The organism is Azospirillum sp. TSH64 (genome assembly GCF_003116035.1).
Classification (GTDB): domain Bacteria; phylum Pseudomonadota; class Alphaproteobacteria; order Azospirillales; family Azospirillaceae; genus Azospirillum.
Genome location: NZ_LGQW01000015.1, coordinates 5,870,228 through 5,886,040 on the forward strand (window position 1 = coordinate 5,870,228; position 15,813 = coordinate 5,886,040).

Below are 15,813 nucleotides of genomic sequence, written 5' to 3' on the forward strand. Positions count from 1 at the left end.
ATGGATCATCTTTGGAATTTCCAAAACCGGCCCGCACATGCTTGCCGCGGGTCTTGTGCAGCTGCTCACAGACGGGCCAGGGCCGGCTCCTTGAAGTGCTGCTGGTATTCGGCGACTGCCTTGCTCTCGTCGAACTCGCCTTCCATCTTGGCGACGACGACGGTGGCCACGCCGTTGCCGATCAGGTTGGTCAGCGCACGGGCCTCCGACATGAAGCGGTCGACACCCAGCAGCAGCGCCAGGCCTTCGATCGGCAGGACGCCGGTGGCCGACAGGGTCGCGGCCAGCGTCACGAAGCCGCCGCCGGTGACCGCCGCTGCACCCTTGGAGGTCAGCATCAGGATGACCAGGATGTAGAGCTGCTGCCAGATCGTCAGGTCGACGTTGAAGGCCTGGGCGATGAAGATCGCGGCCATCGACAGGTAGATCGAGGTGCCGTCGAGGTTGAAGGAGTAGCCGGTCGGGATGACGAGGCCGACGACATGCTTGGAGCAGCCGAACTTCTGCATCTTCTCCATCATCCGCGGCAGCACGGATTCGGACGACGAGGTGCCGAGGACGATCAGCAGCTCCTGGCGGATGTAGCGGATGAAGTTCCAGATGCTGAAGCCGTAGGCCTTGGCGATGCTGCCCAGCACGACGAAGATGAAGATCGCCATGGTGAGGTAGACCGAGGCCATCAACTGGCCGAGAGCGGTCAGCGACGAGATGCCGTACTTGCCGATGGTGAAGGACATGGCGCCGAAGGCACCGACCGGGGCGACGCGCATCAGGATGCCGATCACGCCGAACAGCGCATGGCTGATCTTGTCGAAGATGTCCTCGACGACCTTGCCCTTCTGGCCCATGGCGGACAGCGCGACGCCGAACACCACCGCGAAGAACAGGATCTGCAGCATGTCGCCCTGGACGAAGGCGCCGACCACGTTGTCGGGAACAATGCCGACGACGAAGTCGATGAAGCCGTGCTCCTTGGCGGAGGTGGCGTATTTCTGCACCGCGTCGGCCTTCAACTGGCCGGGGACGATGTTCATGCCGGCGCCGGGGCGGACGAGGTTGACGACGATCAGGCCGATGCCGAGCGCGAAGGTGGTCACCACCTCGAAATACAGCAGGGCCTTGCCGCCGACCTTGCCGACCTTCTTCAGGTTGCCGATGGAGGAGATGCCGGTCACCACCGTCAGGAAGACGATCGGGCCGATGACCATCTTGACCATCTTGATGAACAGGTCGCCCAGCGGCTTCATCTCCACCGCGATGGACGGGTAGAAGTGCCCCAGCAGGATGCCGATGCTGATGGCGGTCAGAACCTGGAAGGTCAGGTTGGTGTAGAAGGGCTTCTTCACCGTGCCATGCCGGACGGCGGTCGCGTCTGCGCTCATGCTGCTCTCCTCGTGGCGTTCCTCAGAACGGCGTTCCTGGCGGGGTGCCCGTTCTTTCGTCCGGCATTCGGCGCCGGCTGGGCGGGCGGCCCCCAACTGATTGCCTATGAAAGCAAGCGGTGGGCCAATTGCTGAATCCAGCAACATCAAGCATTTGGCGAAATGGCGAGGGCGAGAATCCGCACGACACAGGGTCCGGCGATGTGCGAAAATCCACACACTTCACAGCGCTGCGGCATCATTGTTGCGGCGCAGCATGACCAGGGGCGGCGTTGCTTATCCATCCGGGCGAACAGGCGACAGATTCAACCACCCCTCCTGCCCCGGCCGTGACGCTCTCGCCGGCGGCGCAGCTGGTGGCGCGGGCGCTGGAACGGCCGCGCCGGCTGCTGCTGGCCGCCCTGCTGCTGGGCGTGCCGGTGGCGGCCGGGCTTGCGGCGGGCTGGGCCTCGTCGCTGGCGCAGGAGGATCTGCGGGAGAGCGCCCGGGCGCAGCTGGCGCTCTACAACGCCAATCTGCGGGCGGAGCTTGAGCGGCATGCCGCCGTACCGCTCGCCCTGGCGCAGGATGCGGAGGTGCGCGCCCTGCTGGCCAACCCGACGCCGGATGCCGTCGACCGGCTGAACCGCAAGCTCCAGGACATCGCCCGCGCGCTGGATGCGCTGGCGCTCTATGTGATGGACGCCAAGGGAACGACGGTGGCCGCCAGCAATTGGAACAGTCCGGCCAGCTTCGTGGGCGAGAATTTCTCCTACCGGCCCTATTTCCGCATGGCGATGGACCAGGGCGAGGGCCACCATTTCGCGCTGGGCACGACGTCGCTGGTGCCGGGCTTCTACACCGCGAACCGGGTGGTGGCGGAAAACCGCACAGTGGGGGCGGTGGTGCTGAAGCTGGGCTTCGACCGGCTGGAAGCGGCATGGACGCCGGGGCAGGAGAGGCTGCTGGTGACCGACCGCGACGGGGTGGTCTTCATCACCAACGTGCCGTCCTGGCGCTATCACGCCCTGCCCCGCCGCCTGCCGATCAGCCTGCCGATCATCCCGGAAGGCACCAGCGAGGGGTTGGACGTGCTGCCCTGGGCCTTCGGCGGTGCTGCCGACCGCATCGCCCTGGAGGAGAAGGACGGACAGAGGCGCTATCTGCTGACCTCGGTCGCCATGCCGGGCGGCGACTGGACCCTGCACAGCCTGACCAGCCTGGACCCGGTGACCGCCCATGCCTGGGTCGCCGGGCTGCTGGCCGCGGCGGCGGTGGCGATGGCGGCGCTCGCCGCCTATGCCGTAGCGCTCCGCCGGGTCGCCCTGGTGGAGCGGATCGCCCTGCAGGAGGAATCGCGGGCGGAGCTGGAGCGCCGGGTCGCCGCCGCCACCGCCGACCTGCGCGCGGCGGAGAACGAGTTGACCCAGGCGGCCAAGCTGGCGGCGCTCGGCCAGATGTCGGCCGGCATCGCCCATGAGATCAACCAGCCGCTGGCCGCCATGCGCAGCTTCGCCGACAACGCGGTGGTGCTGCTGGAACGCGGGCGGCTGGACTCGGTGCGCGACAATCTGGCGGAGATCGCCGAGCTGACCGACCGCATGGCCGCCATCACCCGCCAGTTGAAGGGGTTCGCCCGCCGCGCCTCCGGCACGCTGGGGTCTGTGTCGGTGCAGGGCGCGGTGACCCAGGCGCTGGCCCTGCTGGAGGCCAAGCTGCGGCGCGACGACATCGTCGTCGAGGCCGATCTGCCCGACCAGCCGGTCCGGGTGGTGGCTGAGGATGTGCGGCTCCAGCAGGTTCTGGTCAATCTGATCGGCAATGCCGCCGACGCCATGCGCGGCTGTCCGGTGCGCCGCCTGCGCATCGGGCTGGTCGCGGCCGAGGGGGAGGCCCTGCTGAGTGTCGCCGACACCGGCAGCGGCATCGCCGAGGCCGACCTGCCCCGCCTGTTCGTCCCCTTCTTCACCACCAAGGAAGCCGGCGAGGGGCTGGGGCTCGGGCTGTCGATCAGCCATGGCATCGTCGAGGATTTCGGCGGCAGCCTGACCGCCGCCAACCGCACCGGGAAGCCCGGCCATGGCGCCGTCTTCACCCTGCGGCTGACCGCCGCGGAGCAGCCTCCCAAGGAGCAGAGTCAATGAGCCGGTCCATTCCCGAGGTCGCCGGCACGGTGGCCGTCGGCAGCGTGATCTTCGTCGATGACGAGCGCGCGGTGCGGCTGGCCGGGCAGCAGGCGCTGGAACTGGCGGGGTTCGAGGTGACGGCCTGCGACGGGGCTGAGCGTGCCCTGCGCCATGTCGGCCGCGACTGGCCGGGATGCCTCGTCACCGATGTGCGCATGCCGCAGATGGACGGGCTGGCCCTGCTGGCGCGGGTGCAGGAGATCGATCGCGACCTGCCGGTCATCCTGATCACCGGCCACGGCGACGTGCCGATGGCGGTGGAGGCGATGCGCAACGGCGCCTATGATTTCCTGGAGAAGCCCTTCCCGTCCGACCGGCTGACCGAGGTGGCGCGGCGTGCGGTGGAGAAGCGCCGGCTGGTGATGGAGAACCGCCGGCTGCGGGCGCAGATCGCCGGCGGCGTCGACCCGGCGGAGAGCATCGTCGGCCGCACGCCGGGCATCGAGCGGCTGCGCACCACCATCGCCGCGGTCGCCGACACCGACGCCGACGTTCTGGTGTTCGGCGAGACCGGCACCGGCAAGGAGATGGTCGCCCGCGCGCTGCACGCCGCCAGCGGCCGGCGCAAGAACCCCTTCGTCGCGCTGAACTGCGGCGCCATGCCGGAATCGATCTTTGAAAGCGAGCTGTTCGGGCATGAGGCCGGCGCCTTCACCGGCGCCGCCAAGCGCCGGGTCGGCCGGATCGAGCATGCCGGCGGCGGCACCCTGTTCCTGGACGAGATCGAGAGCATGCCGCTGGCCTTGCAGGTGAAGCTGCTGCGGGTGATCCAGGAACGGGTGGTCGAACCGTTGGGATCGAACGAGCAGGTGCCGGTCGACCTGCGGGTGGTCGCCGCCACCAAGTCCGACCTGCGGCAGGCGGCGGATGCCGGGAAATTCCGGGCCGACCTCTATTACCGGCTGAATGTGGTGGTGCTGACCATTCCGCCGCTGCGTGAGCGGCGCGACGATATTCCCCTGCTGTTCCAGCATTTCGTCGCCCAGGCCGCCACCCGCTACAACCGCGAGCCGCGGGTGCCGAGCCGTGAGCAGATGCAGCGCCTGATGGGGCAGGACTGGCCGGGCAATGTCCGTGAGCTGCGCAATGCGGCCGACCGCTTCGTTCTTGGGCTGGAGGATGTGGCGCCGGTGGCGGTCTCGGCACCCTCCCCCCTGTCGCTGGCCGAACAGGTCGATCTGTACGAGAAAGGACTGATCCAGGCCGAGCTCGTCCGCCACCGCGGCAGCGTGAAGGCCGCCATCGAGGCACTCAACATCCCGCGCAAGACCTTCTATGACAAGCTCAAGCGCTACGGGCTGAGCCGCGACGACTTCCTCGACTGAGGGCCTGCGACATTTTATGGCCCATTCGGCGAACGGAATGGTCATTGTCGCCGAAGGGTTATTGCGGCACCCTACCGGGGGTTGATCGGCGGCAATCTCGGGTGCGGCGATGGACGGGGTGAATTCAAAAGCCTTCCGTTTCTTCAATCGCAGGACGGGAGAGCATTTCTATACGGCGAGCACGGCCGAGCGGGACGGCATCATCGCCGGGATGGCCGACATGAGCTATGAGGGCGTCGCCTTCCTGCAAGGGGGCGGCGCCAGCGATCCGGTGTCGGTGGCCCGCTTCGTCAGGCTGGACACGGGAGAGCATTTCTACACCGCCAGCGTCACCGAACGGGACTACATCCTCCAGAACATGGCGGACCGTTACCGGCTGGAGGACCCGCAGGCCTTCCTCGCCTCCGCGACACCGGACCATCAATTCTCCCAGCCCGTCTACCGCTTCCTCGACACGGCGACCGGCAGTCATTTCTTCACCGCCTCCGACAGCGAGCGGGACGGGGTGATGGCGAGCCTGTCGAGCTATCGCTACGAGGGGGTGGCCTTCTATGCGAAGCCCACTCCACCGCTTCCCCCTGCCCCGTCGGGCGCTTTCGACGAGACGTGGTATCTCCAGGCCTATCCGGACGTCCGCGATGCGGTGAATGCCGGCTGGATGACCGCCCGCACCCATTACGACGCCTTCGGCAGGCGCGAAGGCCGCATGCCGAACGACATGGCGGCGCTGGACGGCAACGACCATTGGATCGCCTTCGACGGAGCGCCCGGCCATGTCCGGATCCTGAATGGCGGATCCGGCGACGACATCCTCGATGGGATCGACGGATACACCATTTCCACCAGCACCATGGTCGGTGCCTACAGCGGCTACAGCGACTCCAGTGACAGGCTGTTCGGCGAGACCGGCGACGACACGCTGTATGGTGCGCAGAACGACACGCTGAATGGCGGAAGCGGCAACGACACTTACTACGTCCATTCCTCCGGCGTGCTGGTGACCGAGGGGGCCGATGCCGGGACCGATGAGCTTGTCCTGATCGAGGACAGCATCAGCGGCTATTTCAACTATTCCATGCCGGTCAACGTCGAGCGGATGCGGGTTTTCATCAATCCGATCAACAACCCGTCGGTTCCGACCATCGCGGGAAGCGGCGCAAACGACTGGATCGGTGCCGGGAGCACCACGACCCAGATCCGCCTTCTGGGCGGTGCCGGCAACGACACGCTGAATGGCGGTTACGGCATGGGTGGCGGTGCGGTCGTGGAGGGGGGCGACGGCGCCGATTATCTGCTGGCGGTCGGATACAACGACGCGCGCTTCTACACCTGGGTGGGATCGGCCAACGACACGCTCAGCGGCGGTGACGGCGACGACACTCTGGTGGCCTGGACCGGCAACGACCGCCTGACCGGCGGCAGCGGTGCCGACACCGTCCTCATCGATCTCGGCTCTCCGCCGAGCCGGCTCTGGCAGGATCCGAAGGCCTGGTCCTCCTATCCGGGGCCCGGCGGCAATTCCTATGTCCTGTGGTCGGGAACGACGGTGACGACGGTCACTGATTTCCAGCCGGGCGTCGATGTGCTGAGCTTCCGCCACACCTCGCTCAGTCTGTCCGACATCATGGAGCGCTTCACCGATCGTGCGGACGGAATGGGCGTGGTGGCCAGCTTCACCAACGGCGAACTCGGACTTCCGCCACCGGGGGTTACCGGCAACGGCTTCACGCTTTCGCTCGACAATGTGAAGCAGTGGCAGGTCTCGGCCAATTGGTTCTCGGTTTCCCCGACCTGACGGGATGGCCGCCCGAGGGCCCGGCAGGCCTGCCCTGCAACCCCCCCCATCGGGGCAGTTGACGAACGCCCAAGCTTGCCAGCGGTCCTGCCGGTTCCCATGTGCCGTCTCCACCCGTCCGGCCGGCGCCGCGGGTGGTGCTGTGGGACGGACCTTTCCTTCGTTCCCGCTGTTGTACCGATAGACCGTGCAGCACCGACGTCGAAGGGGACGGCCTGAGAATGTCACCGAGGATTAGCACCATGACCCCCCGTCTCCTTGCGGAGCTTCTGGAACCGATCCTGACCGCCGCGGATGACGACGAAGAGGGCCTGTCGGAGGCCGTGAACCTGACCGCGGAGGCCATGGCGGCGCTGGGCGCCACCGTGCTCGACCCGAACGGGCAGCCGGCCCGCGGGGTGTCCGATGAACGGGCCGTCGTCGCCGCCTTGAACACCTACGCGCACAACCTGATGCGCGACGGCCGTCTGGACGATGTGGTCGAGGCCCTTCAAGTGGCCGAGCGGATCGGCCGCATCGCCCATCTGCCGCACCACCCGCGTACCGTCTGACAACTCTTTTGGGAGAAGGGCGCGGTCGTTCGTGGAAGCGGCTTTGCGGGTGCGGGAACTCCTTCGCTCCGTGCTGCCCCTCCGTGCTGCTTGAGCGACGTGCCACCCAGCGCTCAACAGGGGAGGAGCCCTCGTGCCCACTGCGCCGCAGCCACATGCCCAGCCGTCCGTGCTGGCGAACCCGCTGGAAAGCGAGATCCTGTCCCGCCTCCAGGACGACCTGCTGCCGGACCATCTGCTGACCCGCCGCTGGTATGCGGCGAAGGACGCCGGACGGCCGGTCGTGCGCATCGTCGATGCCCTGCCGCTGCCGCTGGCCGGCGGGGCACAGGCCCAGCTCTGCCTGCTGCGGGTCGAACCGCCGGGGCGTGATCCTCAGCTCTATCAGCTTCCCCTGATCCTCGACCGCGGCACCGGCGAGGATGCATCGGCCATCGCCGGTTCCAACGATTTGCAGAGTCACGGCCGGCTGCGCGACGGCTATGCCGATGACGGCGTGGTCCGCGCGCTGCTGGGCGCCATCCTGAAGCGCGACACGGCGCCCGGCGAAACGGCGCTGTCCGCCGGCCTGACCGCCGGCCACACCCGTGCCTGCGAGGCGATGGCCGACCGGCTGCGCGCCGACGCCCCGCTGCACCGGATGACGGCGGAGCAGTCCAACACCTCCATCCGTATCGGCGACAGCGCCATCCTGAAGGGCCTGCGCAAGCTGGAGCCCGGCATCCATCCCGAACTGGAGGTCAGCCGATTCCTGACCGAGGTGGCGCAGTTCCCCAACACGCCGGCCCTGCTGGGCTGGGTGGAGCGGGCCAACAGCTCCGGCTCCACCACGCTGTGCGTCATGCAGGAACTGGTGCCGGAGGCGAAGGACGCCTGGGGGCATGTCATCGGCTACCTCAACGACCGCGTCGCCCGCTTCGCGGACAGTGACGCGGCCAAGGCCGCCGATGCCGACAGCGTCGCCTTCCTGCGCCTGCTGGGGCAGCGGACGGCCGAGCTGCACCGGGCGCTCGCCACCCCCGGCGGCGGCGATGCCTTCACGCCGGAGCCAGCGACGGCGGAGCGGCTGACGGAATGGGCGGGCGGCGTGCGCAGCCTGGCCAAGCGCGTGCTGGAACGGCTGCGTTCCGCGGGGCCGGCGCTGGACCCGGCGATTTCGGCACAGGCCAACGCGCTTGCCGCCAGCGAGGCGGCGGTGATGGCGCAGATCGACGCGCTGATCCCGGCGACCGCCGATCTCAGCGCCATGCGGCTGCACGGCGACTATCACCTGGGTCAGGTGCTGGTGTCGCGCGGCGACGTGCAGATCGTCGATTTCGAAGGCGAGCCGATGCGCCCGCTGGCCGAGCGGCGGGCCAAGCATTGCATTCTGCGCGATGTCGCCGGGATGCTGCGGTCCATCGCCTATGCCGCCGCCATGGCGCGCGACGCGTTGCCGGCCGGTCTCGACGCGTCGGCGCGCGACGCCCGTACGGCGTGGCTGTCCTGGTGGGAGGGGGCGGCATCGGCCGCCTTCCTCGACGGCTACCGCACCGCCATCGGCGATTGCCCCGGCTTCCCGCGCGATCCGCAGGCGGCCCCGGCCCTGCTGAAGCTGTTCCTGCTGGAAAAGGCGCTGTACGAGGTCGGCTACGAGCTTGCCAATCGGCCGGGCTGGGTGGCGATCCCGCTGGCCGGCGTCACCGCCATCATCCGCGCCGATGCCGGCCCCGAGATCGCCAGCCGCGACCGTGACCGCATCGCCCCGGTGGACGAGCGGCGGCGCAGCCATTCCATGCCCTTCGGGGCGGAGGTGCAGGCCGACGGCTCCGTCCGTTTCTCGATCTGGGCGCCGTCGGTGGCGTCCGTGCTGCTGTCGCTCGACGACGGCGGGCAGCCGGTGGCGATGGAGGATCAGGGCGGCGGCTGGTTCAGCCTGACCACCGCGCGGGCGCAGGCGGGCAGCCGCTACCGCTTCGTCCTGCCGGACGGGCTGGCGGTGCCGGATCCGGCCTCGCGTTTCCAGCCGGACGACGTGCATGGCTCGTCCGAGGTGATCGACCCCGGCGTCCATGCCTGGACCGACGCCGCCTGGACCGGCCGGCCCTGGCACGAGACGGTGCTGTACGAGCTGCATGTCGGCACCTTCACGCCCGGCGGCACCTTCCTGTCGGCCATCGAGCGGCTGGACGATCTGGTCGAGCTGGGCGTCACCGCCATCGAACTGATGCCGGTCGCCGACTTCCCCGGAACGCGCAACTGGGGCTATGACGGCGTGCTGCCCTTCGCGCCCGACAGCGCCTATGGCCGGCCGGAGGATCTGAAGGTTCTGGTGCAGGAGGCCCATGCCCGCGGGCTGATGGTCTTCCTCGACGTCGTCTACAACCATTTCGGGCCGGAGGGGAACTACCTCCACGCCTTCGCCAACAGCTTCTTCACCGAGCGGCACAAGACCCCCTGGGGGGCGGCGATCAACGTCGACGGCGAGCGCAGCGGGCCGGTGCGCGACTTCTTCGTCCACAACGCGCTCTATTGGCTGGAGGAGTTCCACCTCGACGGCCTGCGGCTCGACGCCGTCCATGCCATCATCGACGACAGCGACCGCCATGTCCTGGAAGAGCTGGCGGAGCGGGTTCACAGCCATTTCCAGAACCAGCGCCATGTCCATCTGGTGCTGGAGAACGATGCCAACCAGGCGCGCTTCCTGGCCCGCCACCGCGAGGGCGATCCGCGTTGGCACTCCGCCCAGTGGAACGACGACCTGCACCACTGCCTGCACAGCGCGGCGACCGGCGAGGATGGCGGCTACTACGCCGACTATGCCCACGATCCGGCAAAATGGGGCCGCACCTTGGCGGAAGGCTTCTCATTCCAGGGTGAGCCGTCGGCCTACCGCGACGGCGAGCTGCGCGGGGAGCCGTCGGCCCATCTGCCGCCGACCGCCTTCGTCACCTTCATCCAGAACCACGACCAGATCGGCAACCGCGCCTTCGGCGAGCGCATCTCCCACATCGCCAAGCCCGAGGCCGTTCGCGCCGCCACCATCCTTTATCTGCTGGGGCCCGGCATCCCCATGCTGTTCATGGGCGAGGAATGGGCATCGGCCAAGCCCTTCCCCTTCTTCTGCGACTTCGGCGAGGAGCTGGCCGAAGCGGTGCGCAAGGGCCGGGCGGAAGAGTTCGCCAAGTTCCCCGAATTCCAGGACCCCGAGGCCCGTGCCCGCATCCCCGACCCCACCGCGCCGGAGACTGCGGAGTCGGCCAAACTGGACTGGGAGGCCCGCGGGGCACCGGAACATGCCGGCTGGCTCGACTGGTATCGCCGGGCGCTTGCCCTGCGGCGGACGGAGATCGTGCCGCGGCTGGACGGCGTTCCCGGCGGTGCATCGAGCCACGGCGTGGCCGGCAAGACCGGCCTGACCGTCTGCTGGAAGCTGGGCGACGGCAGCCGCCTGCATGCCTTCGCCAATCTGGCAGACAGCCCGGCATCCGGCTTCCCCGAAGCCAATGGCCGCGTGCTGTGGACGGAGGGTGCCGGGCTGACCGGCGACACGCTCGGCCCCTGGTCGGTGGTGCTGTGGCTGGAGGAGGCCTCCGCACTCGACCGGCTGGCCGACCGCATGGGGGTGGAGCGCTCCTTCGACAATGCCGCCGGGGAAACCGTGACGGCCAGCGAGGACACCGTCCGCGCCCTGTTATCGGCCATGGGGGTGGAGGCGGGGGATGAGGCCGCCGCACTCGCCCATCTCGACCGGCTCGACGAGGAGGAGTATGGCCGCGCCCTGCCGCCGGCGGTGGTCCGCCGGGCGGGCGAGGCGGTCACCGTGCCGGTCACCCTGCCCAATGGCACCCGCACCCTGCGCTACACCCTGACGCTGGAAAGCGGGGAGACGCAGAGCGGCGTCGTCGGCTTCGGCAGCCTGCCGCGCTGCCGCTGCATCACCGCCGGCGACGTGACCTATGCCGAACGCCGCCTGCCGCTGGGCAAGGTGGCCCAGGCCGGCTACCACACGCTGCGGGTGGAGACGGAGCATGGGATTGCGGAGACCCGCCTGATCCTGGCGCCCGCCCGCTGCCATCTGCCGACGCCGATGCTGGTGGGGGAAAAGCTGTGGGGTCTGTCGGCGCAGCTCTACACCCTGCGCAGCGGGCATGACTGGGGCATCGGCGATTTCGGCGACCTGCGGACGCTGGCCGACATCGCGGCGGCGCGCGGGGCGGCGGTGATCGGGCTGAACCCGCTGCACGCCATGTTCCTCGACAATCCCGAGCATGCCAGCCCCTATTCCCCGGCCAGCCGGCTGTTCCTGAACCCGCTCTACATCGACGTCACCGCGGTGGCGGAGTTCCTCGACGATGCGGATCTGCGGAAGGAGGTCGCCTCGCCGGAGTTCCGGCAGGCGCTGGACGCGGCTCGCGCCACGGCCAACGTCGATTACACGGCGGTGTCCGGGCTGAAGCTGCCGATACTGGAAAAGCTGTTCGCCAGCTTCCAGGCCTCGGCCAAGCCGGAGCGCCGCGCCGCCTTCGACGCTTTCCGGACAGAGGGCGGCATCGGATTGGAGCGCTTCGCCACCTTCCAGGCGCTGCGCGAACGCTTCGCCGCCGAGGGCAAGGCGGACTGGCACCGGTGGCCGGCGGAATTCCACGATGCGACGGCCCCGGCGGTGGAGCAGTTTGCCAAGGAGCATTCCGACCGTGTCGCTTATTTCGCCTGGCTGCAATGGCTGGCGGACGACCAGCTGCGTCTGGCGGCGGAACGGGCCGCCGAACTCGGCATGGCCATCGGCTTCTACCGCGACCTCGCGGTCGGTGCCGATGCCAGCGGGGCGGAGACCTGGATGACGCCGCAGGCGGTGGTGGACGCCGCCCATGTCGGCGCCCCGCCCGACCTGTTCAACCCGGCCGGCCAGGATTGGGGGCTGCCGCCCTTCCATCCCCAGGCGCTGCGTGCGGCGGGATACCAGCCCTTCATCGATCTGGTCCGCGCCAACATGCGCCATGCTGGGGCGCTGCGCATCGACCATGCGATGGCGTTGCAGCATGTCTATTGGATCCCGGACGGCCGTCCGCCGGGCGAGGGCGCCTATGTCGCCTATCCGATGGAGGATCTGCTGGGCATCCTGGCGCTGGAAAGCCAGCGTCACCGCTGCCTCGTCGTCGGCGAGGATCTCGGCACCGTGCCGGAAGGCTTCCGCGAGCGGATGACCGAGGCCGGGGTGCTGAGCTATCGCGTCGTCTTCTTTGAATGGACCGAGGACGGCGCCTTCAAGGGGCCGGACGAGTATCCGGAACTGGCGCTCGCCACCGTCGGCAGCCATGACCTCGCCACGCTGCGGGGCTGGTGGGAAGGCGACGACATCACGCTGAAGGCCGAGACGGGCCTTTATCCGGCCGATGACGAGGAGGAAAAGCAGCAGGTCCGCCGGTCGGCCGACCGCGGCGCCCTGGTCGATGCCCTGCGTACCGCCGGGATCGCCCTGCCCGCCGGCTTCGACGCCGACAGCCCCTATGACGAGGCGCTGGACCATGCGGTTCACGCCTTCCTCGCCCGCACCAACGCCGCCCTGGCGGTGGCGCAGCTGGACGACCTGACGCGCGAGCGCGATCAGGTCAATTTGCCCGGCACCACCGACCAGTACCCCAACTGGCGCCGCAAGCTGTCGATGACGCTGGAGGAACTGGCCGACGCGCCGGAACCGGCGGCGGTCGCCGACATCCTGGCGGCGGCGCGTCCGTCCTCCGCCCCCGTCCGCACCTGACACCCAGGTCCTTTCCCACTCCGCCCTTCCCATTCCGAGGAGCACACACCCATGGCCCCCGCCGCCGGCAAGCCCATCCCTCGTGCGACGTACCGGGTCCAACTGAATGGCGAGTTCGGTTTCGACCGCACCGCCGCCATCGCCGACTACATCGCCCGCCTGGGCGTCAGCCATCTCTACGCCTCCCCCTATATGAAGGCGCGGCCGGGCAGCACCCACGGCTACGACATCGTCAACCACAACGAGCTGAATCCGGAGGTCGGCGACCAGAACGACTTCCGCGAACTGGTGGAGGCGCTGAAGCGCAACGGGCTGGGCCAGATCCTGGACTTCGTTCCCAACCACATGGGGGTCGGCGGCGCCGACAACGAATGGTGGTTGAACGTGTTGGAGTGGGGGCCGGAAAGCCCGTATGCCGGGTATTTCGACATCGAATGGGAATCCGACTACCGCTATCTCCAGGGCAAGCTTCTGGTGCCCTTCCTGGGCGACCAGTATGGCGCTGTTCTGGTGTCGGGCGGGTTGGATCTGCGTTTCGACAGTGAGACCGGAAGCTTCGCCGTCTGGGCCTATGACAGCCACAAGCTGCCGGTGCGACCGCAGGATTACGGCACCATCCTGGGCACCGATCACCCGGATCTGGAGCGCATCGGCGACGCATTCGCCCATCTTGCCTACGCTCGGCCCCATCAGATCGCGCGGGCCGGCGTTCAGAAGGCGGAATTGGCGACACTGGTTGCGACCCGGCCGGATGTGGCAGACGCGATCAACCAGCGGCTGTCCGTCTTCCGCGGCTATCAGGGAGAGATCGACAGCTGGGGCCACCTGCACGAGCTGATCGGCCGCCAGAATTGGCGCGTCGCCTATTTCAAGGTGGCCGCCGACGACATCAACTACCGCCGCTTCTTCAACATCAACGAACTGGCCGGCCTGCGCATGGACGAACCGGAGTTGTTCGACGTCGCCCACCGCATGGTGCTGAAGATGGTGGAGGACGGCACGCTCGACGGCATCCGCATCGACCACATCGACGGGCTGATCGACCCCAAGGGCTATTGCGAGCGGCTGGTCGCCGCGTCCTCCAAGCCCTTCTATCTGGTGGTCGAGAAGATCCTGGCCCGGCATGAGCGGCTGCGCGAGGATTGGCAGATAGACGGCACCACCGGCTACGAATACGCCAACCTGATGGGCGGCCTGTTCGTCGATCCCAAGGCGGAAGAGGCCTTCACCCGTCTCTATGCCGACTTCATCGGCCGGCGCGACAATTTCGAGGAGGTGGTGCGGCAGTGTAAGATCCGCATCATGGAAAGCGAGATGGCGAGCGAGCTGAACGTGCTGTCGCGCAAGGCGGCGCGCATCGCTCGCTCCAACCCCGCCACCGCCGACTTCACCGCCAACATCCTGCATCAGGCGCTGAAGGAGACCATCGCCCGCTTCCCCGTCTATCGCACCTATGTCGACGGCGGCGTGCCGAGCGATCTGGACCGCCGCGACATCGACTGGGCGATCTCGCAGGCGCGGCGGGTCGAGCAGGGGCCGGACAGTTCGGTCTATGATTTCCTGCAACGCCTGCTGACCACCGATCTGGTGGCCGCGCCCAAGAGCGGCTACAGCCATCGGCAGGTCACCCGCTTCGCCATGCGCTTCCAGCAGTACAGCGGGCCGGTGATGGCCAAGGGGCTGGAGGACACCGCCTTCTACCGCTACAACCGGCTGGTGGCGCTGAACGAGGTCGGCGGCCATCCCGACCATTTCGGCGTCAGCGTCTCGGCCTTCCACCGCGCTAACCAGGACCGGGCCCGCAACTGGCCCGGCAACATGCTGGCCAGCACGACCCACGACACCAAGCGCGGCGAGGACACCCGCGCCCGGCTCTACGCCCTGTCGGAGATGCCGGAGGAGTGGGAGCGGCAGGTCCAGACCTGGAGCCGGCTGCTGCGCGCCCGCCGCGGCGATGTGGAAGGCACCGCCCCGCCCGACCGCAACGACGAGTATCTGTTCTATCAGCTGCTGCTCGGCGCTTGGCCGGCGGAGCTGACCGGTGCCTCGGTCGACCGGATCGAGCAGTCGGCGATGACCGCCTTCGCCGAGCGCATCGTCGGCGCCATGACCAAATCGATGCGCGAGGCCAAGGTGCATTCGACCTGGGCCGCACCCAACGAGGCCTATGAGGGGGCGGTCGTCAGCTTCATCCACGATGCGCTGGACGTGACCCGCCGGAATGCCTTCCTGGAATCCTTCCTGCCCTTCCAGGCGTCCCTGGCCCGCATCGGCATGGTCAACGGCCTCGCCCAGACCCTGCTGAAGCTGACCAGCCCGGGCGTGCCGGACATCTATCAGGGCTGCGAGCTGTGGAACCTCAGCCTCGTCGATCCGGACAACCGGCTGCCGGTGGATTATGACGCCCGCCGCACGATGCTGGAGGAGGTCGAGGGCCTCGTGGAGCATGGCGCGGTTGCCGGCCTGCTGGAACGCTGGACCGACGGTGCCGTGAAGCTGGCGGTGACCCGTCAGGCCCTGGCGGTCCGTGGCGAGATGCCGGAGGTCTTCGGCGCCGGCGAATATCTGCCGCTGGAGGCGACCGGCGAGCGTGCCGACCATGTGGTGGCCTATGCCCGCCGCATCGGGGACGAAACCGTGGTGGTGGCCGTGCCGCGGTTGGTCGGGCAGTTGGGCGAGAAGCCCGATTGGGGCAACACCGCCATCCCGCTGCCGCGCGGCGCCGGCTGGCGCAACCGCCTGACCGGCGTGGAGGTGGAGGGCGGCGACGCGGTGATGGCGGCGACGCTGTTCGCGGATCTGCCGGTGGCCCTGCTGTCCGCCGAGGGCTGACGGCCGGCCTGGAACGGGGCCGG

7 protein-coding genes are annotated in these 15,813 nt (G+C 68.5%); 6 read left to right on the forward strand and 1 reads right to left on the reverse strand.

Annotation, left to right across the window (positions count from 1 at the left end):
• Positions 1 to 65: 65 nt before the first annotated feature.
• The gene (locus TSH64_RS28080; RefSeq protein ID WP_109450129.1) at positions 66 to 1,382 is read right to left on the reverse strand and encodes a dicarboxylate/amino acid:cation symporter; all 1,317 of its coding nucleotides are present in this window, start codon (positions 1,380 to 1,382) and stop codon (positions 66 to 68) included.
• A 329-nt stretch (positions 1,383 to 1,711) separates the two neighbouring features.
• Here TSH64_RS28080 and TSH64_RS36670 point away from each other — a divergent pair, with 329 nt between their 5' ends.
• From TSH64_RS36670 to treY, 6 genes are all read left to right on the forward strand, one after another.
• The gene (locus TSH64_RS36670) at positions 1,712 to 3,505 is read left to right on the forward strand and encodes an ATP-binding protein (protein ID WP_282188126.1); all 1,794 of its coding nucleotides are present in this window, start codon (positions 1,712 to 1,714) and stop codon (positions 3,503 to 3,505) included.
• The gene (locus TSH64_RS28090; RefSeq protein WP_199237682.1) at positions 3,502 to 4,872 is read left to right on the forward strand and encodes a sigma-54 dependent transcriptional regulator; all 1,371 of its coding nucleotides are present in this window, start codon (positions 3,502 to 3,504) and stop codon (positions 4,870 to 4,872) included. Before TSH64_RS36670 ends, TSH64_RS28090 begins: the two co-directional genes overlap by 4 nt.
• Positions 4,873 to 4,981: 109 nt before the next feature.
• Positions 4,982 to 6,667, forward strand: coding sequence for a calcium-binding protein (locus TSH64_RS28095; protein WP_109450131.1), 1,686 nt, complete (start codon positions 4,982 to 4,984; stop codon positions 6,665 to 6,667).
• A 242-nt stretch (positions 6,668 to 6,909) separates the two neighbouring features.
• On the forward strand, positions 6,910 to 7,218 hold the full coding sequence (locus TSH64_RS28100; RefSeq protein ID WP_109450133.1) for a hypothetical protein: 309 nt from the start codon (positions 6,910 to 6,912) through the stop codon (positions 7,216 to 7,218).
• A gap of 133 nt (positions 7,219 to 7,351) precedes the next feature.
• Positions 7,352 to 12,958 carry a malto-oligosyltrehalose trehalohydrolase gene (gene treZ / locus TSH64_RS28105; RefSeq protein ID WP_109450135.1) on the forward strand — a complete coding sequence of 1,869 codons (5,607 nt, stop codon included), beginning with the start codon at positions 7,352 to 7,354 and terminating at the stop codon, positions 12,956 to 12,958.
• A 51-nt stretch (positions 12,959 to 13,009) separates the two neighbouring features.
• Positions 13,010 to 15,790: a malto-oligosyltrehalose synthase gene (gene treY / locus TSH64_RS28110; RefSeq protein WP_109450137.1), complete on the forward strand. Its 2,781-nt coding sequence runs from the start codon at positions 13,010 to 13,012 to the stop codon at positions 15,788 to 15,790.
• Positions 15,791 to 15,813: the final 23 nt, after the last annotated feature.

Coding starts and splice junctions, on each gene's coding strand:
- TSH64_RS28080 (WP_109450129.1), bottom strand. CDS start 1,382: ATGAGCGCAGACGCGACCGCCGTCCGGCATGGCACGGTGAAGAAGCCC.
- TSH64_RS28090 (WP_199237682.1), top strand. CDS start 3,502: ATGAGCCGGTCCATTCCCGAGGTCGCCGGCACGGTGGCCGTCGGCAGC.
- TSH64_RS28095 (WP_109450131.1), top strand. CDS start 4,982: ATGGACGGGGTGAATTCAAAAGCCTTCCGTTTCTTCAATCGCAGGACG.
- TSH64_RS28100 (WP_109450133.1), top strand. CDS start 6,910: ATGACCCCCCGTCTCCTTGCGGAGCTTCTGGAACCGATCCTGACCGCC.
- treY (WP_109450137.1), top strand. CDS start 13,010: ATGGCCCCCGCCGCCGGCAAGCCCATCCCTCGTGCGACGTACCGGGTC.